Origin of the sequence: Collinsella sp. AM34-10, from assembly GCF_003469185.1 — a bacterium.
Classification (GTDB): Bacteria; Actinomycetota; Coriobacteriia; order Coriobacteriales; family Coriobacteriaceae; genus Collinsella.
Map to the genome: position 1 here is coordinate 199,689 of NZ_QSIL01000003.1, position 25,735 is coordinate 225,423.

The following is a 25,735-nucleotide window of genomic DNA, read 5'->3' on the forward strand; positions in this document are numbered from 1 at the left end:
CGCCATGTCTCAGCACATCAAACACGGCTGCGACCATATCTTCTTTATCGGCTTTTTGGGCGCGGGCAAGTCGACGCTTGCGCGCAACGTGGGCACTATGTTCAAGCGGCGTTTTATCGATACCGATCGTTTGGTTGTGCGTCGATGCGGCAAGTCGGTGACCGAGATATTTGAGACCGAGGGTGAGGATCGTTTTCGCGAGCTCGAGACCTCGGCACTCCGTTCGCTTCAAAGCGAGCGCAGCCTGCTGGTATCGTGCGGGGGTGGCATCGTCGAGACGCCGGTGAACATTGAGCTGATGCACGAGATGGGTACCTGTGTGTACCTCGAAGGTGACTTTGAGGACTCGTTGCGCCAGATTCGCCGCTCCGATACCCGGCCCGATTTCCGCTCGCCCGAGCACGCTGCGCGCCTGTTTGAGCATCGCCGTCCGCTGTATCGTCAGGCCGCCGATATTACCCTTGATATTCGCAACAAGTCCTTCGAGGACGTTTCCTACCTTTGTGCCGAGATGCTTTTGGAGCGTGGACTGCTATGATTCGCCGTCAACTTATCAATTTCCAAAACCGCAGTGTCGATGTCCGCGTCGGATTGGGCGCGTTCGAGGAGCTGCCGCGCATGTTTGCCTCGGCTGTGGGCAAGCCTAAGCGCGCGATGGTGGTTTGGAACGACGCTACATCCGAGCGTTTTGGCGAGGTTGTCGAGCATGCGCTGGTCGACGCCGGTTTTGTCGTGTCGATGCTCGTCCTCGAGGTTTCACCTGCCGGTGCTACGCTGGCTGATGCCGATACCGTCTTTGGCGCCCTGTCGGCTAACGGCATCACCTGCGACGATCTCGTTGTCGCTGTCGGCGACACAGCGACCTGCTCGGTCGTTTGCTGGTGTGCCAATCAGTGGTGCGGTCGCACCGAGTGCGCCTTGCTGCCGACGACGTTCGACGCCATGCTTACGGTCGCGACGACCATGAAGCCGCTTGTCGCCTCGTCGGCGAATGCGCTTCCCGCTATCGCGTTCCGTCCCGAGCCGGGCTTGGTCGTGTGTGACCTCGACCTTGTACGCGAGGCGGACCCCGAGGACCTCAAGCTCGGCTATGCGGTACTTGTTGGCACCATGCTTTCGAGTAGTAAGTCCCGCTGGAATCAGTTTATTGAGACCGTTCCCGAGATTCTCGCGGGCGAGGAGGTCGCGCTCGTCAATGCCGTTCAGTGGTCTCAGACTGCCCGCAAGGACGTACTGATGGCCACGAACCCGAGCGCCCGCCATGCGCTCGATTTTGGCAAGACGGGGGAGCGTACCCTGCGCGCCTGCTTGGGCGATGCCGCTTCGCAGGTGCCTGCCTACCAGCTGTTGTCCGAGGGCATGCGCTTTGAGGCGCGCCTAGCACACGATGCCTGCGACTTCGATATCGATTACGTCTTTGAGGTCGATGACTGCCTGGAGGACTTTGGTATCGAGGAGCTTGCCTTCGATCTGGAGCCTGCTGCATATATCGAGGAGTTCCGCAGGCAGCAGTTTGTCCGCTCGAACCGCAGCATGTTGCCGCTGCCCGCGGCACTCGGCGCCATTCGTCTAACGAGCGTTGAGGACGAGGTTCTTGAGCGCCATGCTCACGCCTACTTGGCTTCTCGCAAAGAACTTCTCTAAGATTTATTGACATCCATCGTCTTTCGTATCATGTTGAGGGGCGGGTTTCCAATCGGTTGCGAATCGCGCGCGATTTCGTCGTTCGGTTGAGACCCGTCCCGTCTTTATGGAGACAACAAGAAAGGAATCTGCATGTCTGAGTTTGCTGCCGGTCCTGTCGGTCGTATCGAGCGTGTCCGTGCCCTGATGGCTGAGCGCGGCTACGACGCTATCGTGGTTCGTGACGAGGCCAATCTTCGTTGGCTTACGGGCGTGAAGGGCGTCTTCGATTACACCTTCGAGTTCCCGCATGCGGCGTTTATTACGGCTGACCAGTGCCTGTTCCATACCGACTCGCGCTACCTCAACAGCTTTGAGGAGAACACGCCCGCCGGCAGCCCCTGGGTTTACGACATGGACGAGGGCACCATCCCCGGTTGGGTCGCCGGCAAGATCGCGGCCAACAAGTGCCGCGTCTGCGCTGTCGAGGACGACATGCAGATCAACTTCTACCAGGGAATTCAGCGTGGTCTGGAGGATCGTTCCGTCGCCTGCATGCTGCCGCTGATGCATGACGACATTCGCAAGATGCGCGCCATCAAGGACGCCGAGGAGATCGAGCTCATGCGCCATGCGCAGTCGATTACCGACGCCGCCTTCCAGCACATGCTCGGCTTTATTAAGCCCGGTATGACCGAGAAGCAGGTACGCAACGAGCTCGAGAACTTTATGTTCGCCAACGGTGCCGACAGCCTGGCCTTCGGTTCCATCGTCGCGAGCGGCCCCAACACCGCCAACCCGCATGCCGTCCCGAGCGACCGCGTGATCGAGAAGGGCGACTTTGTCCTGATGGACTACGGCGCGGGATACTGCGACTACCGCTCCGACATGACTCGTACCGTCGTGATGGGCGAGCCCACCCAGGAGCAGCTCGACCTGTACGCGCTCGTGCGCCGTACGCACGAGGAGTGCGTCGCCGCCATCCATCCGGGCGTCGAGGGCAACGACATCTTCAAGCTCTCCAAGAAGATCATCGGCGATGCCGGCTATGGCGATTACTATAACCATGGCCTGGGCCACGGTGTCGGTATCGATATCCACGAGCTGCCCAACTTCAACCGCAGCAAGAACACCATCGAGGTCGGCTCGGTTATCACCATGGAGCCCGGCGTCTACCTGCCCGGCGTGGGCGGCGTGCGCCTGGAGGACTATGGCGTGGTCACCGAGAACGGCTACGAGCCCTTCACCAAGACCCCGCACGACCTGCACGTTATCGACTGCTAGTCTACTTCGGTAGATAGTTTGGGGCGGGGCGTCCGGATCGATTCGGACGCCCCGCGTTCTCTTTTTATGCGCTCGCCGCAGGCGCCGTCTGCAAGTGTATAATTTCTATCGTATGTAATTTGGACGCTTGTGCGTTCTGCCCATAACAAGAAAGGTCGCTATGCCTACCATTTCTACCGCCGACTTCAAGAACGGCCTCGGTCTCCGCATCAAGGACAAGGTCTACACCATCGTCGAGTTCCAGCATGTCAAGCCGGGCAAGGGCGGCGCGTTTGTGCGCTACAAGACCCGCGACATCAAGAGCGGCCGCGTCGTCGAGAACACCTGCAACGCCGGCACCAAGTTCGAGAGCGTCATGCTCACCACCCGTGAGTTCCAGTACCTCTACAACGATGGCACCGACTACATCTTCATGGACAACGAGTCCTATGAGCAGGTTCCCGTTCCCGAGGACATGGTGGGCGAGAACTCCAAGTGGCTGCGCGAGAACGACATCTGCCAGCTGCTCTTCGCCGACGATGAGCTCATGGGCGTGACCCCGCCGATGTTCATCGAGACCACTATCGTCCAAACTGACCCGGGCTTTAAGGGCGACACCGTCCAGGGTTCCACCAAGCCGGCCACGATCGACACCGGCGCTGTTATCCAGGTCCCCATGTACCTCAATGAGGGCGAGGTCATCAAGGTTGACACCCGCGACGGCAAGTTCGTCTCCCGCGTCTAGCAACCAACTCTTCTAGGAGGATTCATGCCCCAGGAAATCAAGATTGACGGCATCGGCATTTCGCCCGATGTTCTGACCGCCATCGTCTCGCGCGCCGTGTCCGATGTCGAGGGCATCGCCTCCGTTGGCGTCAAGGACCTTGCCACCAACCTTGTCTCCATGATGCTCTCGTCCAAGGCCCCGGCTTCCGAGCCGGCGGTCGAGGCCGAGGTCGTCGGCGACAAGCTCGCACTTACCGTGCGTGTCGTGGTGTTCTTTGGCTATCCGTTCAAGAAACTCGCCGAGGCCGTTCGCGCCGCCGTGGTCGCCGCCATCGATGCCCAGGTGGGCGTTGAGGTCGAGCGCGTTGACGTTTGCATCGACGGCCTCGTTTTCCCCAAGGAGTAACCTTTGAGCCTTAAGGTTTATCGCGGGCGTACGCTTGCCCGCAGTCAGGCGCTGCAGCTGCTGTTCCAGGCCGAGGCCACGGACAGCCCGCTCGAGCGCGTCCTCGAGGGTGATTTCCTGATTTCGAAGGGTCCCCTCGACCCCTATGCGCTGGAGCTGTGCCGCGGTGCCTACGAGCATATCGACCGCATCGACTGCGCTCTGCGTTCCGTTGCCAAGAACTGGGATCTTATGCGCATGCCCGGCGCCGACCGCAATCTGCTGCGTATCGCCGTTTACGAGATGCGTTTCCTCACCGACGAGGAGGTCTCGGACGCCATCGTGATCAACGAGGCCGTCGAGCTTGCTAAGGCCTATGGCACCGACCAGTCCGCGTCGTTCGTCAACGGCGTGCTGGGCAAGATCGCTCGCAGCGAGGAGCTGCCGGGCGAGGACCTGTACCAAGAACTGCTGGCCGAAGATCGCGCTCGCGAGGAGGCACAGGCTGCCGAGGCTGCCGCAAAGGTTGCAGCTGCTCAGGCCGAGGCTGGCGTGCTGGCCGAGGGCGCGGACGCTGCTGAGGCCGTCGAGGCCGACTCCGTCGAGGAGTAGTCATGCCAGAGGGTTCTGTCCGCAACTTTGACGAGATCTCGGACCGTTTGGATCAGATCATCGCTACCGTTCGCTCCAAGGATACCTCCTTGGAGCGTTCGCTCGATCTGTTTGACGAGGCGATTGAGCTGGGCTCCCGTGCGGTCGACATGGTCGACAAGTTTGAGCTGACGCCGCGTGAGGCCGACAAGCTCGAGCAGGAATACGATGAGGATGCGGCAAACGAATCCCAGGATAGCTAGGCCGCATCTCCGGATACGAATGGTTGATGGCATTCATGAAACGCGTGCGTCTTGATGACGAACTGATTTCACAGGGCATCTGCGCCGATCGCGCGGATGCCCTTCGCACTCTTATGGCTGGCTTGGTCTCGAGTGGCGGCGAGCGCTTGACTTCGCCGGGCCTTAAGGTGACCCCGGGCCTGCCGTTGCACGTGAAGGGGCGCATTCCCTATGTTGGCCGCGGCGGTCTTAAGCTCGAAGGCGCGCTTGATACGTTTGGTATCAATCCGACGGGCCTTGCCTGTCTGGATGTGGGCTGCTCTACCGGCGGCTTTACCGATTGCCTGCTCAAGCGCGGAGCTGCGACCGTTGTCTCGGTGGACGTTGGTCGCGCCCAGTTCGATTGGTCGTTACGTCAGGACGATCGCGTGACGCTGCATGAGCGCACAAACGTGACGCAGCTGCCTGAGCTTGGCTATGCCGGCGCCATCGACCTGGCTGTGTGTGATGTCTCGTTTACCAGCATCGCGAACATTATCGATGCGGTGCTGGCGTGCCTGGCGCCTACGGGTGCATTCTGCACACTCGTAAAGCCGCAGTTTGAGGCTCCGGCGGCGTTGGTGGGCGAGGGCGGCATTGTGACCGATCCCGCCGTGCGATGCGATACACTCGTGGCGGCGGTTGAGCTCTTTGCTGCCAAGGGCCTGTTCCCGGTCGATGTGTGCGTGTCACCCATTCATGGTGCCAAGGGCAACGTTGAGTTTTTCCTGTACGGCACGAGATTTGACCCCGGCGACCGCACGCAAGACGAGCTGCAATCCCAGGTATCGGTTTTGAGCGAGAAAGCTGCAACGCTATGAAGGTCTTTCTGGTTCCCAATTACTACAAGCAAGAGGCGGTCGAGAGCGGCCTGATGCTCGAGCTTTGGCTGACGCGCCAGGGCTATGAGGTCGCATGGGCTGCCGACCAGCGATCGAAGATTCAAAGCACGCCTGATATTGACGGCTCCGATCTGGTCATTACGCTCGGCGGCGACGGCACGCTGCTGCGCGCTGCCCGCATCCTCAACCATCGCGAGATTCCTATCCTCGGTCTTTCCTATGGTCACCTGGGCTTTTTAACTGCTGCGAGCCCCGAGGAGCGCGACATTCTGCAGGTCGTGAGCGACGCCCTTTCCGGCGAGCTGCACGTGAGCCGTCGCGCCACCATCGCTGCGGATATCGTGTCCGTGCGCGAAGACGGTACGAAGGATGTCGTGCGCACCTTCGCCCTCAACGACATGGCGCTTACCCGCGGTCCGCTGTCCGATATGGTCGAGTTCGACATCACGGTGTCGGGCCACCATATCGATCGACTGCGTGGCGACGGCGTGGTCGTGTCCACGGCGACTGGTTCTACGGGTTACGCACTCAGTGCCGGTGGCCCCATCGTGAGCCCCGACTATACGGGCATGGTCTGCGTACCCATTGCGCCGCACACCATTCAGGCCCGTGCCTTCTTGACTTCGCCGAGTGATGTCGTCGAAATCTTTATGTCCGATGATCGTCCGAGCGTTCCGGCGATCGCTATCGATGGACAGTTTATTACCTGCGACGGCACGGTCGAGAGCGTGGCCGTGCGCCGAGGCCCCGGCGATGTGCTGCTGCTCGATTACGGCCCCGAGAGCTTCTATAACTCGGTGAGCCGCGTATTCTACGGAGTCCGTCATGATCGATGAGCTGCAGGTTTCCAACATCGCGCTCATTCGCGAGGCGACGTTGGTTCCGAGTGCCGGCCTGACTGTCCTGACTGGCGAGACCGGCGCCGGCAAGACCGCGCTGCTCTCGGCCCTCAAGCTTATTTTGGGCGAGCGCGCGGATTCGTCGACGGTGCGCGAGGGCGAGACGCTGGCGAGCGTCGAGGCACGCCTGTTTGACGGCCCGCACGACACGGAGGGCTTCACGGTCCAGCGCAGCCTTTCTGCCGAGGGCCGCAGCCGCGTGAAGATTGACGGCCGCATCGCCAGTGTGCGCGAGCTTTCGGAGTGCGTTGGCGTGATGATGGATCTGTGCGGCCAGCACGAGCACCAGCGCTTGCTCGATCCGGCGCATCACGTTGCGATGGTCGATGCGTGGGCGGGGCGCTCTGCGCTCGAGGCGCTGGATGTGTACCGCGCCTGCTTTAAGGCATCGCGCGCTGCCGCCAAGGAGGTTCGGCGTGTCGAAGAGGCCTCGCGTGCGCAGGGGAGTCGTGTCGAGGAGGCGCGCTTCGCCCTGGAGCGCATTGCCGAGGTCGACCCCAGGCCGGGTGAGTATGAGGAACTCGAACAACTGCTGCCGCGCTCCGAACATGCCGAGGTACTGGTTGCCACGGCTAATGATGCCCATGCATCGCTTGCTGCCGAAGGGGGAGCGCTCGATGCCGTGAACGGCGCCGTGGCAGAACTGTCGCGCATGGCTACCGTCGATCGTAAACTGGGTGACATCGCCGACGCACTTTCGAATGCCTGTATCTCCCTTGAGGATTGCGCGAACGAGCTTCGTGCCTATCGTGATGGCGTCGCCTTCGACCCGCGCGAGCTCGCTCGCATGCGTGAGCGGTATTCCGACCTCAAGGGCCTGTTGCGTCAGTGGGGTCCCACCATGGACGATGTTTTTGCCATGCGCGAACGCTCACAAGAGTTGCTGTCTCTGGTCGATGATGGCGATGAACAGATCAAAAAGGCGCGTGAGGCACTCGGGAGCGCCGAGCGCGAGTTGTTTGCCGCCGCCAAGGCACTTAAGCGCGCGCGGAATACCGCAGCCCCGCGCTTTTGCCACGAGGTCGGCCGTCAGATGGCGCGCCTGGAGATGGGTGGCGCCGAGCTCGTCTGGGAGTCGCGCGATCTTCCGCGTGCTGAGTGGACGCCCGTTGGTCCTTCGAGCTACGAGCTGCTATACCGCAGCGGTGCCGGTTTGACGCCGCGTCCCCTGCGTCGAATTGCGTCGGGCGGCGAGCTCAGCCGCGTCATGCTGGCAAGCAAGGTTGTCCTCGGTAACGCGGACGGTGTCGATACGCTGGTGTTTGACGAGGTCGATGCTGGTGTCGGTGGCTCCACGGCGCGTGCTCTCGCGGGCGTGCTGGCAGATCTCGCCGCTACGCATCAGGTGATTGTCGTAACCCACTTGGCGCAGGTCGCCGTCATGGCCGACAAACATTATGTTGTCAGTAAGGAACCGGGCGATGTTCCCCAGACGCATTTGGACGAGGTGACCGGCGAAGCGCGTACCGCCGAGATCGCCCGCATGTTGAGCGGCGATCAATCGGAGGCAAGCTTGGCCCACGCAAAGCAGATGCTCAAAGAAGCTCGAGGTTAGGTCGTATTAGCGGTGTTGATGGGACAAAATAGACTGAAATTTTTGTCCCACTACGCGTTTTACTCAACGACCTTATCCGGCTGGATGAGCTCCTCGTAGTAGCTGATATGTTCGCGAGCGTCTTCAATCTCGGGCAGCAGGAAGTTGTAGATGACTTCGATGATCATCGTGGCACTGATCTTAGAGAACGCAAAGTCGCCTGTCGTCAGCAGCGCTTCGTGGTTGACGGTATTAAAAGTGTAGTCTGCCAGACGCGCGAGCGGGGATTTGCTGTCGCTGCTTATGACGACTACGGTTGCGCCGCAGTTGCGAGCCGCTTTTGCCATACGATTCAATCGGCGCGATTTGCCGGAGTTTGAGATTAGCACGATGACGTCACCCGGTCGTAACGTGAGCGCAAAGCCGATTGATGTCTCGCTAATGGTGCTCGCCATGCAACGCAGGCCCAGCTGCGAAAACTTAAACGTCGCATCGAGCGCGACCGCGTTCGTATTGCCCACAGCTGCAAACTCAATAACCCCTGCATGCTTAAGGGCATGCACAACAGCCGCCAGCGTATCGTGGTCGATCCCGTCGATGGTCGCATTAAGCTCGCTCACCTTGGCAGCCAGGATGTTCTTGAGGCTCTGCTCCATATTATCGAGCGAGACCTCGTCAGTCAGGCCCTCGTTGCGCTGGCTTTCCAAATCCCTCGCCAACGAAAACTGAAAGCTGCGGAAGCTGCCAAAGCCAAGTTTGCGGCAGAAGCGCGAAACGGTCGCCTCGGACGTGGCGGCGGCGCGCGAGAGCTGAGCGGCCGTGAGGCGCGGCGCCTCGGACTGGTGCTCCAATATATAGTCGACAATGCGCTGCTCGGACTCGCTGTATCCCTGATGGGTGCTTATGAGGGAAAGTGCGCTCTTGCTACTATCGGTCATGGATGGCTCCTGGTTGGCATGAAAATCAAATTTGATTTGCAATGCCATAGTATACGGGCATTTCCAATTACAAGATACACCTTGCCGTTTCAAGTGTTGATGGTAAACTTTCACCTACCGTTTACGGTTATGAAAGAACCTTTCACCGGAGAATTGCACCTTGTCTCTTCTCACGCGGACGGTAGGTTGGTATCTTTCAGTTGTGGAAAAACGCGCATCGAAGCGCGTGTAGGGGAGCGCCCGCGGGCGCTGTACTCAAGAAGGAGGGACACATGGCTAAGTTTGACATCATCGCCGCCACCGGTTGCCCGACCGGCATTGCGCACACCTTCATGGCTAAGGAGGCGCTGGAGAAGGCAGCTGCCGAGCGCGGTCTGACCATTAAGGTTGAGACTCATGGCCAGGTCGGTGTCGAGAACGAGCTCACCAAGAGTGAGATCGCTGGTGCCAAGGCCGTCGTCGTCGCAGCCGACAAGGATGTCCAGGCTGAGCGTTTCGCCGGCAAGCCCATGGTTTCCGTTGGTGTTTCCAAGGCCCTGTCCGTTGAGGCCGCCGGTAAGCTGATTGACCGCGCGCTCGCCGCCAAGGGTGACGACACGGTTGCAGCTGCTGCCGACATCGAGGATGAGGTCGAGGAGAAGGAGTCCATCGGCCACGTCATCTATAAGCACCTCATGAACGGCGTCAGCCATATGCTGGTCTTCGTCGTTGCCGGTGGTGTTCTGACCGCCGTTTCGTTCCTGTGGGGCATTACGTCCTTCGATTCGACGGCGTCTGACTACAACAGCTTTGCTGCGATGCTCAAGATCATCGGCGGCATCGCCATGAACCTTATGGTTCCGGTGCTTTCTGCCTACATCGCCGAATCCATCGGCAAGCGCCCGGCGCTCGTCCCCGGCTTTGTTGCCGGTATGATCGCCATCCAGGGCCTGCCTGTTAACGCCGAGACCGGTATGATCGACGCCGGTGGCGCCGGCGTGGGCTTTGGCTTCCTGGGCGGCATCGTCGGCGGCTTCCTCGCCGGCTATGTCATCCTGCTGCTCGAGAAGGTCTTTGCCGGTCTGCCCAAGAACCTGGACGGCCTCAAGGCCATCTTCCTGTACCCGCTGTTCTCGACGGCTATCGTCGGCCTGGTCATGCTCGGCATTTCCGGCCCCATGGCTGCCATCAACACCGCCATGATGGACTTCCTCAAGGGCCTGTCCGCCTCTGGCGCCGTTGTCCTGGGTCTTGCCATTGGTTGCATGTGCGCCTTTGACATGGGCGGCCCGGTCAACAAGGCTGCTTACGTCACCGGTACCGCTATGCTCACCGAGGCACTGGCTGCTGGTGTTGGCACCGATACCTACAACTTCGGCACCAACTTCATGGCTGCCGTCTCCGCCGCCTGCATCGTTCCGCCGCTGATCACCACCTTTGCCGTCGTTGTCGGCAAGAAGTACTTCAGCCAGGAGGATCACGACGCCGGTGTCGTCAACCTCATCCTTGGTTGCACCCACATCACCGAGGGCGCCATTCCGTTCATGACCAAGAACATCTGGCCCGTTATGCCCATCATGATGCTCGGCTCCTCTATCGCTTCGATCCTGACTATTATGTTCAACGTTCACGATCCGGCGCCTCACGGTGGCTTCCTGGTCCTGCCCGTTGTCGAGAACGGTCCGCTTTGGGTCCTCGCGATCCTCATCGGCGCTGTGGTCGGTGGCATCCTGTTCGTGGCCTTCAAGAAGTACGACTTCGAGAAGAACCAGAAGGCCGCTCCTGCAGCCAAGCCGGTTGAGGCTCCCAAGGCCGCTGCCGTCGAGGCCCCCAAGGCCGAGGCTGCCGACTTCGTGAAGGTCGAGAATGTCTTTGTCGCCGAGGACTTCGCTTCTCGTGACGAGGCTCTGAGCTTCGTTTCCAACCAGGCCGTCAAGGCCGGTATCGCAAGCGACGCCGACGCCGTGATGAACGCCTTCCTGGCCCGCGAGGCCGAGGGCACCACGGGCATGATGGAGGGCTTCGCCATCCCGCATGCCAAGTCCGACGCCATTACCGAGGCTGCCGTCATCGTCGTCAAGGACGAGTCCGGCGTGACCGGTTGGGACACCATGGACGGCGCTCCCGTCAACGTGGCTATCGCCCTGCTCATCCCCGGTGCCCAGGCCGGCACTACGCACCTCAAGATCCTGTCCAAGGTCGCCGAGGCGCTCATGGACGAGGACTTCCGTGCCACCGTCAAGGGTTCCACCGACGCCGCCGAGATCGCCAAGACGATCAACGCCCGCCTGGTCTAATCCCGCAACACGCGAATACCATCGCCCCCTGTAACAAAGGCGGAGTCCCTTTCCAGGGCCTCCGCCTTTTTCATGCCCCTTCTTCTAACTTGCGGTAAAATAAGGACTGTTTAAACGTTTCAACCGCAAAATCAGTCCCTATTTCACCGCAACCTATAAAAGGGTATAGAGGGGGCTACCTATCAAGTCTTTGTCGCGAACAGTTCATCAGCCAGAATTCCGTTCGCACGATATTACTTTGGATCGACCGAGTTTCCGCAGCTCGCCCGCCCGGCGGGGCGATTAAGTTTGTCGCGAGTTCCGCACGCAAAGGAAAGCACTTAATGTGCTTTCCGTCTTGCGCAGGACTGTAGAGCAGCAAACTTAATCGCCCCGCCGGGCGGGCGAGCGCAGGGATACGACATCTGTCCAACAATTCGTGTGAAACACAATGAAAAACCGTTTGATGTGAGTTAATATAAACAACGTCGTGAATCTGACTCCTGCCACATGCATGACAGGGGTTAAACACAAAAAGGAGTCAACTATGGTTTCTGAGAAGGCTACCCTCGTTAATCCTCAGGGTCTGCACATGCGTCCGGCTGGTCTGTTCGCCTCCACCATGGGCGAGTACGCCTGTGACGTGACGGTCGTTACCCCCGAGAAGGAGGTCAACGGCAAGTCCCCGATGGCCCTCATGGCTGCTGGTATCCCCTGCGGCACTGAGGTCGAGGTCAAGTGCGACGGCGCTGACGAGGCCGAGGCTCTGGCTGCTGCCATCGAGCTCATCAAGAGCGGTCTTGGCGAGTAGAACTCAAACGGGTCGCATGTTGAACAACTAAGTTCATATTTGGGGGCGCAGTGACCTGTTGTAAGGTAGCTGCGCTCTTTTGTCATGGATATGGCAAAACGCTTTATCACATGACACGGAGAGAGGAATGGGAATGTATCAGGGAGTCAACGCTTCCGAGGGCATCGGTATCGGCACCGTCATGGTCGCCGTCGATCCCGACTTGACGTTTGAGCCGCACGAGGTTGCTGATTCGGCAGCAGAGAAGGAGCGCTATCAGTCCGCTCTTTCGGTCTTCTGCGAGAAGACCCAGGCTCAGGCCGACCATATGAAGGAGACGGTGGGCGAGGCCGAGGCCGAGATCATGAGCGGACACATTGTCCTGGCTCAGGACCCGGGCATGACTGACGCCATCAACGCCGCCATTGACGGCGGTACCTGCGCCGAGCAGGCGCTCATGGACACCTCGACCATGTTCGAGAACATGTTCCTGTCCATGGACGACGAGATGTTCCGTCTGCGCGCGGCCGACATCGCCGACATCCGCACCGGTATTCTGGCCGAGCTGCTGGGCAAGGAGGTCGTCGACCTCTCCGTCCTGCCTGAGAACACCGTCGTTGTCGTGCACGACCTCACGCCGTCCATGACCGCCACGATCGATAAGGCCCACGTTGCCGGTATCGTCACCGAGACCGGTGGCCGCACGTCGCACTCCGCGATCATTGCGCGCGCCCTTGAGATCCCGGCTGTCCTTTCGGTTTCCAACAGCTGCACCGCGCTGCGCAACGGTATGACCGTTGTCGTCGACGGCGGCAAGGGTATCGTTGAGGCCGATCCCGACGAGGAGACGCTCGCTGCCTACACCGCCAAGGCCGAGGCCTTCGCTGCCGAGAAGGCAGCCCTCGAGGCCTTCCGTGGCAAGCCGTCCGTGACTGCCGATGGCATCAAGAAGATCATCGCCTGCAACATCGGTAACCCCGATGACGTGCCCAACGCGCTCGATCACGACGCCGAGGCCATCGGTCTGTTCCGCTCCGAGTTCCTGTTCATGGACTCTGCTGAGCTTCCTTCCGAGGAGGAGCAGTTCAACGCCTACCGTAAGGTCGCCAGCGCGCTCAAGGGTGCTCCGGTCATCATCCGCACACTCGATGTGGGTGGCGACAAGGAGATCCCGTATCTGCATATGGTCAAGGAAGACAACCCCTTCATGGGCTTCCGCGCCGTGCGTTACTGCCTGGCCAATCCCGACCAGTACAAGGTCCAGCTCCGCGCTCTGCTGCGCGCTAGCGCCTTCGGTGACGTCAAGATCATGATCCCGCTCGTCACCTGCGTCGAGGAGGTCTTGGCTGTCAAGGAGCTCGTCGAGCAGTGTAAGGCCGAGCTGACCGAAGAGGGTCGCAAGTTCAACGAGAACATCGAGGTCGGCATCATGGTCGAGACGCCCGCCGCTTCGTTGCTCGCAGACCGTCTGGCCGAGGTTGCCGACTTCTTCTCCATCGGCACCAACGACCTGATCGGCTACACCATGTGCGCCGACCGTGGTAACGACACCATCTCCAACCTGTACCAGGTTTACTATCCCGCCGTGCTCCGCTCGCTCAAGAACATCATCGAGAGCGGCGTGAAGGCCGGCATCATGGTCGGTATGTGCGGCGAGGCCGCTGCCGATCCGCTGCTCGAGCCGCTGCTGATCAGCTGGGGCCTGGAGGAGTTCTCGATGAGCGCTCCGTCGATCCTGCGCGCCCGCAAGACCATCAGCCAGTGGACCAAGGCCGAGTGCGACGAGCTCGCCGAAAAGGCGCTCGCCTGCAACACTGCCGCCGAGGTCAAGGCACTGCTCGAGTCCGCAGCTCGTTAATTTGGTATCAGAGGTAACCGCGTGGTTGGAATGGGCCGGCCACGCGGCCCTCACATATACAGGGGGTACTGTAAATGTTCTACACGCTAACTGCTAACCCGGCTGTCGACATGACGGTTTCGAGTTCTCCGCTCGAGCCCGACGAGAACGTCCGCACCGGCTCGGCCAGCTACACGGCTAACGGCAAGGGCCTCGACGTGTCCTTCGCCTTTAAGAAGATGGGCGTCGACACCGTCGCGCTCGGCTTCTTCGCTGGCTTCACGGGCAAGTTCATCGTCGAGGAGGTCATGAACCTGGGTTGCCTCTGCCGCCCGGTCTGGACCGACGGTATCACGCGCATTAACACCTACGTCAACGATGGCCAGCACGAGTACGGCATCCTGAACCCGGGTGCTCCGATCACGCCGCAGCACCAGGAGGAGCTCTACAACATCCTGGACACCGCGGGCGATCTCGAGTGCCTGATCGTTTCCGGCTCCGTGCCTCCCAAAGCTACGCCTGACTTCCTGGCTCAGGTCATGGAGCACGCTCAGGCTCGTGGCGCCGACGTCGTCCTGGACCTGTCCTCCGATAAGCTCAAGGAGCTCGCTCACAAGAAGCCGCTGCTCATCAAGCCGAACCATCACGAGATGAAGGCCATCTTCGGCGTGCCGGTCGACACCGACGACGAGGTTCGCGTTGCCATGAAGATGGCTCACGACGCTGGCGTTCAGAACGTGCTGCTCACCCGTGGTAGCCGCGGCGACGCTTACTTCTCCAACGGCGAGGACATCTGGTACGCCAAGCGTGAGTTCAACATCAAGCTTGTCTCTTCCGTCTGCGCCGGCGACTGCACCCTCGCTGCGTTCCTGCACAAGTGGTACAGGGATCGCGACAACGTCGAGGAGGCCATGAAGCTCGCTATGGCCACCGGCGCCAACGTTGCCGAGTCCGTCGGCATCGGCGACTTCGGTCACGTCGACGAGTACAGCAAGCGCGTTGCTGTCCGCAAGCTCGATCGTCAGTAATCGAAACGCGACATATTCGTGCGCATGCGGCGCCCCGGTTTCGGCTGGGGCGCCTTTTTTGTTCCGTCATTGGAGAGAGATGTTCTGCCGTACTTCATCGCTTCCACACCGTTCACCGAGTTGTCCTAGCCTTTTACCGATGGGTGGAATATACTTTCATCAACACGTTGCTTCGTGAAAGGAACATTCATGATTTACACGCTCACTGCAAATCCCGCCATTGACTACAACATCGCCTGCGACGGCCTTGCTGCCAACACCGTCACGCGTACCCGTAACGCCGTCTACACGCCCAACGGCAAGGGTCTCAACGTCTCGTTCACCCTCGATCACTACGGTGTCGACACCACGATTCTGGGCTTTTTCGCCGGTTTCTCGGGTGAGTTCATCGTCAAGGGCGCCGAGGCCCTGGGCGTGCCCGTCAAGCCCGTGTGGACCGACGGCATCACGCGCGTCAACGTGTTCCTCAATGCCGGACCCGACACCGAGTACAACATGGTCAACGCCGGTGCCGCCATCAACGAGGCCAACGAGCAGGAGATGTTTGAGCTCATCGATTCACTCGATGACATGACCTGCCTGGTCATCAGCGGCTCGCTGCCTCCCAACACTTCCGAGGGCTTCCTGGCCGAGGTCCTGCGCCGTGTCAAGGCCAAGGGGGCCGAGTTCGTCCTCGACATCTCGAGCCATCAGCTGGCAGACCTCATTGCCATGGAGCCGCTGCTGATCAAGCCCAATGACGACGAGCTGCTCGACATCTTTGGCATTAAGGTGAGCGGTGGCGACGATGAGTCCGTCAAGGGCGCTATGGCCGAGCTGCACGCCAAGGGCGCCAAGAACGTGCTGCTGACCCTCGGTGGCGCCGGTGCGTACTTCTCCAACGGCGAGCACATCTGGTTTGCCAATCGCACCTTCGACGTCAAGCTGCTGTCGACGGTGTGCGCCGGCGATTCCTCGCTCGCTGCCTTCCTGTCCGTATGGCACGACGCTCCCGAGCGAGTCGAGGACGCCCTGCGCCTTTCGATGGCTACCGGCGCCAATGTGGTCGAGTGCCCCGGTCTGGGCGATTTTGCCAAGGTGGACGAATATAAGAAGCACATCGAGGTTCGCCAGGTCTGCTAGCAGCATCGATACGTCGTTGCCGAACACCCGCTTTGGATTACCAAGGCGGGTGTTTTTTTGCGCGCTGAACGTATGTGGCGTCTGCTGTCACGTTTTATCTAATCGATGACGCGATTGCGTGTGCGCGCTTTCTCGTTTCTTGTTAGACTTCTTGAGAACCATCGATTAATGTTTGCAGGCGCAGGAGGCCATAGCTATGTGCAATGTTTCGCTCAACGGTACGCAGCCCTCAGATGCCTCCCTGCGTGTGCTACGTGCGCTTGAGGATGCTGGTCTTGAGGCCTGGTTCGTGGGCGGTTGGGTACGTGACGCACTGATGGGACGTCCTAGCCACGATGTGGACATGTGTTGCAGCGGCCTGTGGCAGGAGTCCAAAGCGGCACTCGAGGCCGTTGACATTGCGGTAGTTGAGTCGGGCATTAAATTTGGCGGCATCACGGCCATTTGCGATGGCGAGCGCATTGAGGTCACGACGTATCGCTTGGACGGTTTTTACACCGATGGCCGCCATCCCCAGAGTGTGGAGCGTGCGGCTTCGCTTGAGGACGATCTGGCGCGCCGTGACTTTACCGTTAATGCCATGGCTTGGCATCCCGATCGTGGTCTTGTCGACCGCTACGATGGCCAAGGCGACCTTGAGCGTAAACTTATCCGTGCCGTCGGAGATCCTAAGCGTCGCTTTAACGAGGACGCGCTTCGCATGCTGCGCGCGGTGCGTTTTGCCTGCCGTCTGGATTTTATGATCGAGCCTAAGACCAAACAGGCGCTTGCCGAGTGCTCGCCGCTGCTCGATGCCGTGGCACGCGAGCGCGTGGGCATTGAGCTCGAAGGCATTCTTTCGACCGGTCATGGGGGAGACGCGATGCTGCGCTACCCCGAGCTTATTTGCGCCGCCGTGCCCGAGCTTGCTGCGGGAAGGGGCTTTGACCAGTGCAGCGTCTATCATGCCTTTAATGTCTACGAGCATATCGCTCGCGTGTTGACGGTAGCGGGGGAGTTGGCACTGTGTGATGGCGTGGAGCCTTCGCCGAGCTTAATGTGGGCAGCGTTTTTGCACGACGTCTCCAAGCCTGATTGCTTTACGGTCGACCATGCGGGCAGCGGCCATTTCTACGGTCATCCCGAGCTTGGCGCCAAGAAGGCGCGCGCCATTATGGATCGTCTGGCGCTTTCGCACGATTTGATTCGCGACGTGTGCCTGCTAATCAAGTACCATGACAAGCCGCTGCGTCCCGAGCGATCCTGCCTGCTCAATATGATGCGCGCGCTTTCGGGCGAGTGCGTCGACACGCCGCGCCTGATTGACGAGCTCATGGACCTTAAACGTGCCGATACGCTGGGCAAGGCGCCGTCGTGCTTCTATTACGTCGAGACGATCGAGGAGATGCGTTCGCTCGCCCACAACCTGCTTGAGGCGGGGGAGCCCTATACGCTCAAGATGCTTGCCATCAACGGGGGCGACTTGATCCGCGCTGGCGTCAAGCCCGGGCCGGAGTTGGGGCAGCTGCTCAACGCCGCCCTCGACGCTGTGATCGAGGACAATGTTCCCAACGAGCGCGAAGCCCTTCTGGCCCATCTGCACCTGGGATAAACATCCTTTGGTTCGTCCCAAATGGGCTACCTAATTGACCTGCGCTTTCCATAACCTCACGACAAAATCTGAGCAATTTGGAATTTCTTCTTGCGCTCGCGTTTTTTGTCCCGTAATATATCTCCTCGCAGCACGGCAGTGCAGATGTCATGTGGCCCGTTCGTCTAGCGGTTTAGGACGCCGCCCTCTCAAGGCGGAGATCACCAGTTCGAATCTGGTACGGGCTACCACTTCTTTTCTGCTGACGCTTATGGCCCGTTCGTCTAGCGGTTTAGGACGCCGCCCTCTCAAGGCGGAGATCACCAGTTCGAATCTGGTACGGGCTACCATGTTTTAGATACCCGGTCTTTCGTAAGAAGGCCGGGTTTTTTATTGCAAGTGGTCTGGTCTGTTAATCCCATTTGCCTCATAGCTTTACGTTTTGCTCATCTCCCATACGGGTACAATAAGCCAGGTACTTTGACGGTCAGAAGGAGCCTCATGACGGAGTCCTCTCAGCATAGCCCAAAGCCCCAGGTCGAGGTTTCTGGCGGCGATGACAACAAGAGCGCGCGTCGCGGCGCTATCTTCATCGGCGTTGTGCTAATCGGCTACATCGTCTATCTGGTCGTGACCGGGCAGATGGGGCAGTTTTGGGCCGCTATGTCCAGCGTTCAGATGCCCTGGCTCTTTGCTGCATGCTTTTGTATGTTTCTGTATCTTGTTTTTGGCATCGTGGCGTACGCAATTGCCGTTTGGCTCGACCCCGATTCGCCCGTCGGCATCCGCGACCTCATTTCGGTCGAGGCGAGCGGAATCTTCTTTGGCAACTTGACGCCCATGATGATGGGCTCTACGCCTGCCCAGATTTACCGCCTGACCAAAGCCGGCCAAAACGTGGGCGAGGCAGGTGCCACGCAGTTCACCCGCTTTATCGTGTACCAGTTTGGCCTGGTGGCATGGGGTGCCATTCTGCTGCTCGCCCGTATGCCGTTTTTCGCCGAGCGTTATGGCGACATGACGCTGCTGTGCGTCTTTAGTTTTGGCGGCCACTGCTGCATCCTGCTCGGCATCTTTGCCGTGGCGTTGATGCCCAAGACCGTCACGCGCGTCGCTCATTGCATCATTAATTGGCTCGAGCGCGTGGGCGTCTCGGCTACAAAGATCGAGGGCTGGCGCACCTTTGTCGATGGCGAGATCTACTCGTTTTCCGAGAAATTCAAACTCTCTGCCGGTCATTTTTCGTCCATGCTGCTCACGGTCGTCATCACTATGCTGCAGCTTGCGTTTTTCTACCTGGTTCCGTACTTTTTGATGCTCTCCTTTGGCCACCACGAAGTTGACTTTTTCTCGGTCATGGCCGCGAGCGCCTTTGTCCAGCTGCTGAGCTCCGCCGTTCCGCTGCCCGGCGGTACTGGTGGCGCCGAGGGTGGCTTCGCACTGTTTTTGGGTCACTTTTTTGGCACGGCCTCTACTGCCGGCTATCTACTGTGGCGTCTGATCACCTTTATCGCGCCGACCATTTTGGCTGCCCCACTGCTGGGCCTTAAGAGCGCTCACAACGAGAGTATTCATGCGCGCTGGGATCGTGTGATGCGAAAGCTTGGACGCACGCCTCAGACGCCCTCTGCGCCCGTTAAGTCGCATCCTGCGTACCAGGTTACCGTGGACCCCAATCAGAGTGCTCAAAAGGCTGCTGTGGCCTCTAAGCCGGCTCGCAAGACCTACGTTCGTCAGACTGGCGACGGTATCCGCGTTTCCCCGGCGGCGCTCAATAAAAAGAAGCGGCCCTAGGACTCAGTGGGCGAGTCGTGCGTTCTTGATGACGCTCGTCATTGCGATGTGAGTTGTAGGATAATCCTCTTACGTTGATTATCTCCCACATGTAGAGGACTTACAGGTGGGCTGTTGACATGAAGGGGACACGTCTATGGCTACCACCAAACCGCGCCTTGACCGTCGTATCGTCCGTAGTCGCAATGCGATTCTTTCGGCGTTTGAGCGACTGCTTATGGAAAAGCCCCTGGCCGATATTACGGTGAGCGCTATCGCGCGCGAGGCAAATGTCGACCGTAAGACCTTCTACGTGCACTTTGGCACGGTCGACGGTTTGCTCGACGCCATTGCCGTCGATGTGGTTGAGATGATTGTCGATTCGGTCGAGAAAACGCTTTCCTCCATGGGTGGCGACACCAACGAGCGCGCACTTGGCGCTGCGGCGTCCTTTTTCAAGACCGTTAACGAGGCACTGTGCAACAACCTTGTGCTTAATCGCCAGTTGATTGAAAACATTCCGCTCGACGACTTTATGGCTCGTCTGCGCGTGCCGCTCGAGCATGAGATTGCCGAGCGCGATCTGCTGCCCGTGGGCCTAAAGGACGAGATGTTCGATTTCTACCTGGCGTTTTTGCTGTCCGGCATTATCGGCATCTATCGCACGTGGGCGTTGTCGGACGGCTCGGTTCCCATCGAGCGCGTCTCGGCGGTCGCCAACGACCTGACTCTTAATGGCCTATCCAGCCTGGAATCTCGTTTCGAATAACACTAGCGCCTCGCCTTATCCTCCCTGAGTTGCGGTGAAATAAGGACTGAATTGGTCTTCTAGCGGCCTAAACAGTCCCTATTTCACCGCAACTCAGGGTAGAGGTTCTACTGATAGCGCAGACACTCGACCGGATCGAGTTTTGCGGCGCGGCGGGCGGGGTAGAAGCCAAAGATCACGCCGATGCCGACCGATACGGCAAACGCGAGCAGCACAGTTGTAATGGAGAAGCTCGGCGTAATCGTCCCGGTGGCTCCGAACTCGCTCATAATGCCCGAGTTGGCGGCAAAGAACGTGAGCCCCCAGGCCAGCAGATAGCCAATCACGACACCTAAAATGCCGCCGGTGATGCACAGCGCCGAGGATTCGGCCAAAAACTGGGCGGTGATGTCACGTCGGCTTGCGCCCAGAGCGCGGCGAATGCCAATTTCGCGGATGCGCTCGGTCACGTTGGTGAGCATCATGTTCATGATGCCGATACCGCCCACAAGCAGCGATATGCCGGCAACCGCGCCCATGATGAGCGAGAAGGCGCCCATAAAGGAGTTGAGGGCATCGATAGCGCTCTTCATGGAGCTTGCCGACACGCTTTCATAATCGTCGTCCTCCGAGATACCCTTCATGCTGCGAACTTTGGATTCGATCGTCTTGCAGAGCTCGTCCATATCGGTGCCCTCGGCGGCGAGTGCCGTCACGCTGGGAAACGACGGATTGTCATCGCCGTAGAGCTCGGAGATCGTTGCTCGTGGCATGTACAGGCTCAGCGAACCCATGGAGTCGTTGCCGCCGTCGATGACGCCAATGATCTGTACGTCTCCGCTCGAAACCTTGATGGTCTTGCCAATCGCGTCCTGTTCGTTGCCGTACAGTTGATCGGCGCCGCCGCGGCCAATGAGCGCCACGTGCGCGCCGGATTTGGACTCGATGTCGCTATAGGTGCGACCGGCGACGATCTTGCTGGCGCCCACGGCGTCGAGCATGTCGCTATCGACGCCCTGTGCCATGACGGTATAGCTCTTATCTCCAACTCTGTACTCGGAATAGGCGCTGTCGACGATGCCGATCTGCTCAATTTGCGGCACCATTTTTCGTAGCTTTTCAACATCCGAATCGGTGAGCTCTTGGGACGAGTAGATCTGCACCATGCGGGCCGCGTTGAGGCCCAAGCTGTTGACCAGGCTGTTTTGGATGCCGCCGATGAGCGAGGTCATGGCTATGACCGAGGCGATGCCAATGACGATACCTAGGATAGTGAGCAGGCTACGTCCCTTGTTGGCCTCGAGCGAGTGCAGGGCTTCTTGGACAAGATCGCGGGTGCTCATGCCTTCGCTCCTTTCGACGGTGTAGAAGGTACATCAATCGCGGGTAGGCTGCTGACGGCCCCGTGTAGCGTATACGGCACATGCGTGATATATGCGCCGTCATGGATTCGCCCGTCGCGAATGGTCACGGCTCGGTCGGCCTCGGCGGCAATGCCCGGGTCGTGCGTGATGAGCACAACGGTCTTACCGCGCTCTTGGAGCTTGTGGAAGGTTTCCATGACGAGTGCCCCGGTTGCCGAGTCTAGGTTTCCCGTGGGCTCGTCCGCCAGGATGATGGGCGGATCGTTGACGAGGGCGCGCGCGATGGCGACGCGCTGCATCTGTCCGCCCGAGAGTTCTGATATGCGGTGGTCCCAATGGTCGACCGGTAGTGTGACGGCTTGCAGCGCGTGCACGGCGCGCATTTCGCGTTGACTGCGCGGCACATTGGTGTAGGACAGCGGCAACATGACGTTTTCGATAACCGACAGACGTGGCAGCAGATTGAAACTCTGAAAGACAAAGCCGATGCTCAGCGCACGCACCTCGGTGAGCTCATCATCGTCGAGTTCGGCGACATTGAGCCCCTGCAGGTAATAGTCGCCCGCCGTCGGTTTGTCCAAGCAACCCAGGATATTCATGAGCGTCGACTTGCCCGAGCCCGAGGGGCCGGTGATGGCGACGAACTCACCGGGGTCTACCGCCAGGCTCACATTGTGCAGAATGTGAGCGCAACCGGCCTCGCTCTCAAAGATGCGGTGCACGTTGCGGATGTCAATGACGGGGCGCATTACATGCCCTCGTCGGCGGGCATGCCGTCGCCGCCGTCTGCCGTCATGCCCGCGCCGGTATCCACCACGATGGTGTTGCCATCGCGCAGCTTGGTAACAGGCACGTTAGGGTTGATCTCGTTGCCCTGGTCGTCGCGCTTGACCTGCGTCTTGCCGACCACGGCGTCGTTGTCGTTTTGCGTCACGACGGTCACCTTCACGCGGCGCGTTTCCTTGCCTTCGTCATCGGTGGCCAGATTGACGTAATAGCGCTCGCCGTCCTCGGTCATCAGCGCCATGGTGGGCACCATGACCACGTCGTCAAGCTGTTCGGTTACCACCGAGACCTCGGCAGTCATACCGGGCTTAAGGCGGCTATCGGGTGCCTCGATGAGTATGTCGACGTTAAAGGTCACGCTGCTGCCGCCACCACCGTTGGCGGCGTCGGAGTTTGCCACCGATGCGATAGCCGTGACGGTGCCCTGGCTCACGATATCGGGAAACGCAGGATAGGTAACGTTGGCGCTCTGGCCCACAGCGATCTTGGCGATATCCTTTTCGCCTACCTGAACGGTGACCTTCATCTTGGAGAGATCGGCGATCTGCATGCACTGTTTGCCGCCGCTCGTGTCGCCTTCGCCCATGACCATGCCTCCGGTCACCGTAGCGCCCACTTTGGCGTTGAGCTCGACGATGCTACCCGAGCTGGGGGCCTTTACGGTGCGTTCGGCCGCCTTGGCGTTTGCCTGGTCCAGGGTTGCCTGGGCCGAGGCGAGATTGCGCTGGGCGCTCGTGACGGCGCTGGCGTTGGCGGTTGCATCCGTCGAGGCGGTTGCTCCATCGGCATCCGATGTCGGTGCTGCCTGTGCGGCGGCGAGCGCCGTCTGTGCGTTTTTCAGGTCTTCCTGGGCGGCCGTGACCGCGCGTTGCGCCTCGGCAACGGCGTTGTCGAGCTCGTCGTTTTTAATGGTCATGAGCTCGTCGCCCTCGTTGACGCTCTGACCGGCCTGCACGTTGATCGATGCTACCGTACCGTCGACAGAAGGGGAGACGACTGAGGCCGAAATAGGCTTGAGCTGTCCTTTTGCCTCGACGGTCGTGGTAAAGGTGCCTTCCATGACCATGTCGGTAACAGGTCCACCTGCAGATTGCGGCTGCGAGGTGAGGATAACGCTCACAATAATGGCTATCAGAATCATGCCGCCCACGATGCCGGCAGCGATGCCGCGTCGGATGAGCTTTTTGCGCCGACGCTCGGCACGCTTCGCCTTGAGCTTGGCGTAGGCCTCATCGTCGGATATCCCGGCGCCACCTTGCTCGTTGCTGTGTTGACGTGCCGTGGGAGCGCTTGTGATAAGCGGCAGCGTTTGGGTTGCGCCTTCCGGCACGCGCCCGGTATCGTTGGGGCCCGGGGTGATGGTGGGGACATTCGACATAGCGTCTCCTTTATAGAACATACCGCGATAAGTATATGCGCCCACCGGTTGGAGCGGGCGCATAGGCGCGTTTCTTTCAGCAATGAAAGGTAGGCGGCGCTGGACTATATTGTGTCGCGTGTGATGCGCTATGAGTGCACGACCACGCACAGACCGACTTTGATGCAATCGTGCAGTGCCTTGGCATCGGCCAGGCGCAGATTGATGCAGCCGTGGCTACCGCACCACTTGTACGATTCGGCACTATCGAAACTCGAATCGTTTTGCCAGGTGGCGTCGTGGAAGCCAACCATGTTGCCCTCAAACGGCATCCAATAGCTCACCGGGCTCTCGTATTTGGGCTTACCGGTCTTGGGGTCCTTGGCGCCGATAAGCTTGGTGGCGCCGTCGTTGCTGTTGATCTGCCACACGCCCTCGGGGGTGGCGTCTTCACCCGGTTTGCCGGAAATAAAGTTGGCCTCCCAAACGATATTGCCGCTCTCGTCATAGTAGCGCGCGTGCTGCTCGGACAGGTCGACGTCGATATACGCCTTCCAATCGGGCTCGCCCTTGGCGGTAAAGGTGTCGGCCTTCTGGGAGTAATTGATCTCAATCTCGCCGGTCTGCTTGTTGTTAATAGCATCCTCGACCTGCTTTGCAAGCGTGCTGCTATCGATAGACCAACCAAAGTCACCGCCTTCGACGGCACATTGCTTGCCATCGGCGCGCGTCCACCAACGAGTGGAGCCCACGGTGTTAAAGCCATTGGCGAGGTCTGCTGCCCAGTTGCTGATCTGGGAGGTGTCGAGTGTGGGGTTTGCAGGGTCGGCAAAGCTGATCCACTGCAGCACCGAGCTGCCGTCGACCTTGCCGGCATCGTTGCCGTTGAGCTTAAGGGTCACGTTAACGCCCAGGAAGTTGTTGGCGGCGTCGCATGCGGCCTGGATCTGGTCGTTGGTGAGCGTGCCGTTGAGCGGCTCGTAGGCATCGTTGCCGAGCTTCGTAAGATCGACGGTCTCGGCCAGCGACGCGAGCTCGATCTCCGCATACTTAATGACATGCTCGCGGTTGAGCTTTTCGTTGGAGCGGGCCTTCTCGATCGTGAACTTGCCTGCCTTCTCGTCGTAGGAGCTCGATGCCTCAAAGGTGCCCGAGCGGCCTTCGTTGAATGCGTCGATGGCGGCACCCAGATCCTCTTCGAACTGCTTTTGATCAAAGGCGTCCGAGAGCATGGACAGGTCGACGTCCTGTTCCAGGTCGATGGTACCGTGTTTGGTCGCGCTAACGTTCTTGCCACTGAGCGAGGCAATCAGGCGCGAGGGCCACAGCAGCGGCTCGTTGCTGCCGATAATCTCGTGGGCAGCTGCCTCGCCGTCGACGATTGGCTCGTCGGATTCAGGCTGATAGGTCCAGCTAAAGTTGTCACCCGACACGGTGAGCTTGTAGTGCTTCCAGGCCGAGTTGACCTTGGTGGCGGCGGAAGAGGCGTTGGAAAACGAGATATCGACGCCAGCGATGGTGGTGTTGGGGTAGGCAATCTGCGAAAACGCTACGACGCCCACGATATAGACGATAGCGACAAGGCCGAGGACGACGAAGAGCGCCGTCTTGCCGCCTGTCTTATTGCCCTTTGCGGAGCGATTGTCGGCGGGGCCGCGGTTGTTGGAAACTCGAGTGTGCGAAGGGCCCTGGTTGTGACCGGCGCCACGTGCGGAACGCTGCTGGTGCTGCTGATATTGCTGACGCTGCTGATGCTGGCCCTGATTGGGGCGTGGGGAGGTGTTTGCCGCGCCGTGCTGTTGGCCATGGGCTGGCGCGATGGGACGCGGCGATTGGATTCCTCCGGGCTGCCTGCTGGGCTGTTGCGGATTGGGAATCAGTTGGCTGCGGTCGATTTGCGACATCGTGTATATTTCCTTCGAGTTTCGCCTTGAGGCTCATCGTGTTTTAACTGGGCTTGAATTATAGCGATTACGCAGTTGCTTGTGTTATGAAAACAGTGGCGATAAACGATAGGTGGGAC

The 25,735-nt window shown here is 59.7% G+C and carries 23 protein-coding genes and 2 tRNA genes; 20 read left to right on the forward strand and 5 right to left on the reverse strand.

What is annotated here, in order from left to right; all coding sequences use genetic code 11:
• Positions 1-4 precede the first annotated feature (4 nt).
• From DW823_RS04270 to DW823_RS04315, 10 genes are all read left to right on the forward strand, one after another.
• Positions 5-538: a shikimate kinase gene (locus DW823_RS04270; RefSeq protein WP_099431675.1), complete on the forward strand. Its 534-nt coding sequence runs from the start codon at positions 5-7 to the stop codon at positions 536-538.
• Positions 535-1,644 carry a hypothetical protein gene (locus DW823_RS04275; protein ID WP_118080567.1) on the forward strand — a complete coding sequence of 370 codons (1,110 nt, stop codon included), beginning with the start codon at positions 535-537 and terminating at the stop codon, positions 1,642-1,644. Before DW823_RS04270 ends, DW823_RS04275 begins: the two co-directional genes overlap by 4 nt.
• Positions 1,645-1,776: 132 nt before the next feature.
• Entirely contained in the window at positions 1,777-2,907 is a 1,131-nt protein-coding gene (locus DW823_RS04280) for a Xaa-Pro peptidase family protein (protein ID WP_118080569.1), read from the forward strand.
• Between the two features lie 160 nt (positions 2,908-3,067).
• A complete protein-coding gene (gene efp / locus DW823_RS04285) occupies positions 3,068-3,631 on the forward strand; it encodes an elongation factor P (RefSeq protein ID WP_006233983.1) in 564 nt (187 codons plus the stop codon).
• Positions 3,632-3,655: 24 nt separating this feature from the next.
• Complete coding sequence (locus DW823_RS04290; RefSeq protein WP_006233982.1) at positions 3,656-4,018, forward strand: Asp23/Gls24 family envelope stress response protein; 363 nt, start codon at positions 3,656-3,658, stop codon at positions 4,016-4,018.
• Positions 4,019-4,021: 3 nt separating this feature from the next.
• Positions 4,022-4,609, forward strand: coding sequence for a transcription antitermination factor NusB (gene nusB, locus DW823_RS04295; protein WP_117769619.1), 588 nt, complete (start codon positions 4,022-4,024; stop codon positions 4,607-4,609).
• Between the two features lie 2 nt (positions 4,610-4,611).
• Positions 4,612-4,851 (forward strand): exodeoxyribonuclease VII small subunit, encoded by a 240-nt coding sequence (locus DW823_RS04300; RefSeq protein WP_006233978.1) that lies wholly within the window; start codon positions 4,612-4,614, stop codon positions 4,849-4,851.
• 35 nt (positions 4,852-4,886) lie between these two features.
• Positions 4,887-5,690, forward strand: coding sequence for a TlyA family RNA methyltransferase (locus DW823_RS04305; protein WP_233504596.1), 804 nt, complete (start codon positions 4,887-4,889; stop codon positions 5,688-5,690).
• A complete protein-coding gene (locus tag DW823_RS04310) occupies positions 5,687-6,547 on the forward strand; it encodes an NAD(+)/NADH kinase (RefSeq protein WP_035138200.1) in 861 nt (286 codons plus the stop codon). The genes DW823_RS04305 and DW823_RS04310 overlap by 4 nt, the downstream gene beginning before the upstream one ends.
• Positions 6,537-8,165, forward strand: a complete 1,629-nt coding sequence (locus tag DW823_RS04315; protein WP_118080571.1) for a DNA repair protein RecN — start codon at positions 6,537-6,539, stop codon at positions 8,163-8,165. The genes DW823_RS04310 and DW823_RS04315 overlap by 11 nt, the downstream gene beginning before the upstream one ends.
• A gap of 59 nt (positions 8,166-8,224) precedes the next feature.
• On the opposite strand, the gene DW823_RS04320 is transcribed toward DW823_RS04315, so the two are convergent.
• Positions 8,225-9,082: a MurR/RpiR family transcriptional regulator gene (locus DW823_RS04320; RefSeq protein WP_226790721.1), complete on the reverse strand. Its 858-nt coding sequence runs from the start codon at positions 9,080-9,082 to the stop codon at positions 8,225-8,227.
• A 272-nt stretch (positions 9,083-9,354) separates the two neighbouring features.
• Here DW823_RS04320 and DW823_RS04325 point away from each other — a divergent pair, with 272 nt between their 5' ends.
• The 10 genes from DW823_RS04325 (at position 9,355) to DW823_RS04370 (ending at position 20,226) form a co-directional block, all read left to right on the forward strand.
• Complete coding sequence (locus DW823_RS04325; protein WP_117769623.1) at positions 9,355-11,358, forward strand: fructose-specific PTS transporter subunit EIIC; 2,004 nt, start codon at positions 9,355-9,357, stop codon at positions 11,356-11,358.
• Positions 11,359-11,884: 526 nt separating this feature from the next.
• Entirely contained in the window at positions 11,885-12,148 is a 264-nt protein-coding gene (locus DW823_RS04330; RefSeq protein ID WP_118080573.1) for an HPr family phosphocarrier protein, read from the forward strand.
• Between the two features lie 133 nt (positions 12,149-12,281).
• Positions 12,282-13,985, forward strand: coding sequence for a phosphoenolpyruvate--protein phosphotransferase (ptsP, locus tag DW823_RS04335; protein ID WP_035138206.1), 1,704 nt, complete (start codon positions 12,282-12,284; stop codon positions 13,983-13,985).
• A gap of 74 nt (positions 13,986-14,059) precedes the next feature.
• Positions 14,060-14,992, forward strand: a complete 933-nt coding sequence (locus tag DW823_RS04340; RefSeq protein ID WP_006233969.1) for a 1-phosphofructokinase family hexose kinase — start codon at positions 14,060-14,062, stop codon at positions 14,990-14,992.
• Positions 14,993-15,181: 189 nt separating this feature from the next.
• A complete protein-coding gene (locus DW823_RS04345; RefSeq protein ID WP_022094572.1) occupies positions 15,182-16,114 on the forward strand; it encodes a 1-phosphofructokinase family hexose kinase in 933 nt (310 codons plus the stop codon).
• 196 nt (positions 16,115-16,310) lie between these two features.
• Positions 16,311-17,705 carry a CCA tRNA nucleotidyltransferase gene (locus tag DW823_RS04350; RefSeq protein ID WP_118080575.1) on the forward strand — a complete coding sequence of 465 codons (1,395 nt, stop codon included), beginning with the start codon at positions 16,311-16,313 and terminating at the stop codon, positions 17,703-17,705.
• A gap of 153 nt (positions 17,706-17,858) precedes the next feature.
• Positions 17,859-17,935 (forward strand) — tRNA-Glu (locus tag DW823_RS04355).
• Positions 17,936-17,957: 22 nt separating this feature from the next.
• A tRNA-Glu gene (locus DW823_RS04360) sits at positions 17,958-18,034 on the forward strand.
• 151 nt (positions 18,035-18,185) lie between these two features.
• A complete protein-coding gene (locus DW823_RS04365; protein ID WP_118080577.1) occupies positions 18,186-19,478 on the forward strand; it encodes a lysylphosphatidylglycerol synthase transmembrane domain-containing protein in 1,293 nt (430 codons plus the stop codon).
• 136 nt (positions 19,479-19,614) lie between these two features.
• Entirely contained in the window at positions 19,615-20,226 is a 612-nt protein-coding gene (locus tag DW823_RS04370) for a TetR/AcrR family transcriptional regulator (protein ID WP_118080579.1), read from the forward strand.
• Positions 20,227-20,333: 107 nt separating this feature from the next.
• Here DW823_RS04370 and DW823_RS04375 read toward each other — a convergent pair whose 3' ends face one another.
• The 4 genes from DW823_RS04375 to DW823_RS04390 all read right to left on the reverse strand — a co-directional run bounded on the left by DW823_RS04375 (position 20,334) and on the right by DW823_RS04390 (position 25,616).
• Positions 20,334-21,548 (reverse strand): ABC transporter permease, encoded by a 1,215-nt coding sequence (locus DW823_RS04375; protein ID WP_118080582.1) that lies wholly within the window; start codon positions 21,546-21,548, stop codon positions 20,334-20,336.
• Positions 21,545-22,318: an ABC transporter ATP-binding protein gene (locus tag DW823_RS04380; RefSeq protein ID WP_118080585.1), complete on the reverse strand. Its 774-nt coding sequence runs from the start codon at positions 22,316-22,318 to the stop codon at positions 21,545-21,547. Before DW823_RS04380 ends, DW823_RS04375 begins: the two co-directional genes overlap by 4 nt.
• Entirely contained in the window at positions 22,318-23,733 is a 1,416-nt protein-coding gene (locus tag DW823_RS04385) for an efflux RND transporter periplasmic adaptor subunit (protein WP_158567266.1), read from the reverse strand. The genes DW823_RS04380 and DW823_RS04385 overlap by 1 nt, the downstream gene beginning before the upstream one ends.
• A gap of 128 nt (positions 23,734-23,861) precedes the next feature.
• A complete protein-coding gene (locus tag DW823_RS04390; protein ID WP_118080589.1) occupies positions 23,862-25,616 on the reverse strand; it encodes a L,D-transpeptidase in 1,755 nt (584 codons plus the stop codon).
• Positions 25,617-25,735: the final 119 nt, after the last annotated feature.

Bases quoted from the DNA above. Each gene is read 5' to 3' on its own strand.
- DW823_RS04345 (WP_022094572.1), top strand. From the start codon at position 15,182: ATGATTTACACGCTCACTGCAAATCCCGCCATTGACTACAACATCGCC.
- DW823_RS04310 (WP_035138200.1), top strand. From the start codon at position 5,687: ATGAAGGTCTTTCTGGTTCCCAATTACTACAAGCAAGAGGCGGTCGAG.
- DW823_RS04385 (WP_158567266.1), bottom strand. From the start codon at position 23,733: ATGTCGAATGTCCCCACCATCACCCCGGGCCCCAACGATACCGGGCGC.
- DW823_RS04320 (WP_226790721.1), bottom strand. From the start codon at position 9,082: ATGACCGATAGTAGCAAGAGCGCACTTTCCCTCATAAGCACCCATCAG.
- DW823_RS04305 (WP_233504596.1), top strand. From the start codon at position 4,887: ATGAAACGCGTGCGTCTTGATGACGAACTGATTTCACAGGGCATCTGC.
- DW823_RS04370 (WP_118080579.1), top strand. From the start codon at position 19,615: ATGGCTACCACCAAACCGCGCCTTGACCGTCGTATCGTCCGTAGTCGC.
- DW823_RS04315 (WP_118080571.1), top strand. From the start codon at position 6,537: ATGATCGATGAGCTGCAGGTTTCCAACATCGCGCTCATTCGCGAGGCG.
- DW823_RS04375 (WP_118080582.1), bottom strand. From the start codon at position 21,548: ATGAGCACCCGCGATCTTGTCCAAGAAGCCCTGCACTCGCTCGAGGCC.
- DW823_RS04325 (WP_117769623.1), top strand. From the start codon at position 9,355: ATGGCTAAGTTTGACATCATCGCCGCCACCGGTTGCCCGACCGGCATT.
- DW823_RS04300 (WP_006233978.1), top strand. From the start codon at position 4,612: ATGCCAGAGGGTTCTGTCCGCAACTTTGACGAGATCTCGGACCGTTTG.
- DW823_RS04365 (WP_118080577.1), top strand. From the start codon at position 18,186: ATGACGGAGTCCTCTCAGCATAGCCCAAAGCCCCAGGTCGAGGTTTCT.
- efp (WP_006233983.1), top strand. From the start codon at position 3,068: ATGCCTACCATTTCTACCGCCGACTTCAAGAACGGCCTCGGTCTCCGC.
- DW823_RS04380 (WP_118080585.1), bottom strand. From the start codon at position 22,318: ATGCGCCCCGTCATTGACATCCGCAACGTGCACCGCATCTTTGAGAGC.
- DW823_RS04290 (WP_006233982.1), top strand. From the start codon at position 3,656: ATGCCCCAGGAAATCAAGATTGACGGCATCGGCATTTCGCCCGATGTT.
- DW823_RS04280 (WP_118080569.1), top strand. From the start codon at position 1,777: ATGTCTGAGTTTGCTGCCGGTCCTGTCGGTCGTATCGAGCGTGTCCGT.
- DW823_RS04350 (WP_118080575.1), top strand. From the start codon at position 16,311: ATGTGCAATGTTTCGCTCAACGGTACGCAGCCCTCAGATGCCTCCCTG.
- DW823_RS04270 (WP_099431675.1), top strand. From the start codon at position 5: ATGTCTCAGCACATCAAACACGGCTGCGACCATATCTTCTTTATCGGC.
- DW823_RS04330 (WP_118080573.1), top strand. From the start codon at position 11,885: ATGGTTTCTGAGAAGGCTACCCTCGTTAATCCTCAGGGTCTGCACATG.
- DW823_RS04340 (WP_006233969.1), top strand. From the start codon at position 14,060: ATGTTCTACACGCTAACTGCTAACCCGGCTGTCGACATGACGGTTTCG.
- DW823_RS04275 (WP_118080567.1), top strand. From the start codon at position 535: ATGATTCGCCGTCAACTTATCAATTTCCAAAACCGCAGTGTCGATGTC.
- DW823_RS04390 (WP_118080589.1), bottom strand. From the start codon at position 25,616: ATGTCGCAAATCGACCGCAGCCAACTGATTCCCAATCCGCAACAGCCC.
- ptsP (WP_035138206.1), top strand. From the start codon at position 12,282: ATGTATCAGGGAGTCAACGCTTCCGAGGGCATCGGTATCGGCACCGTC.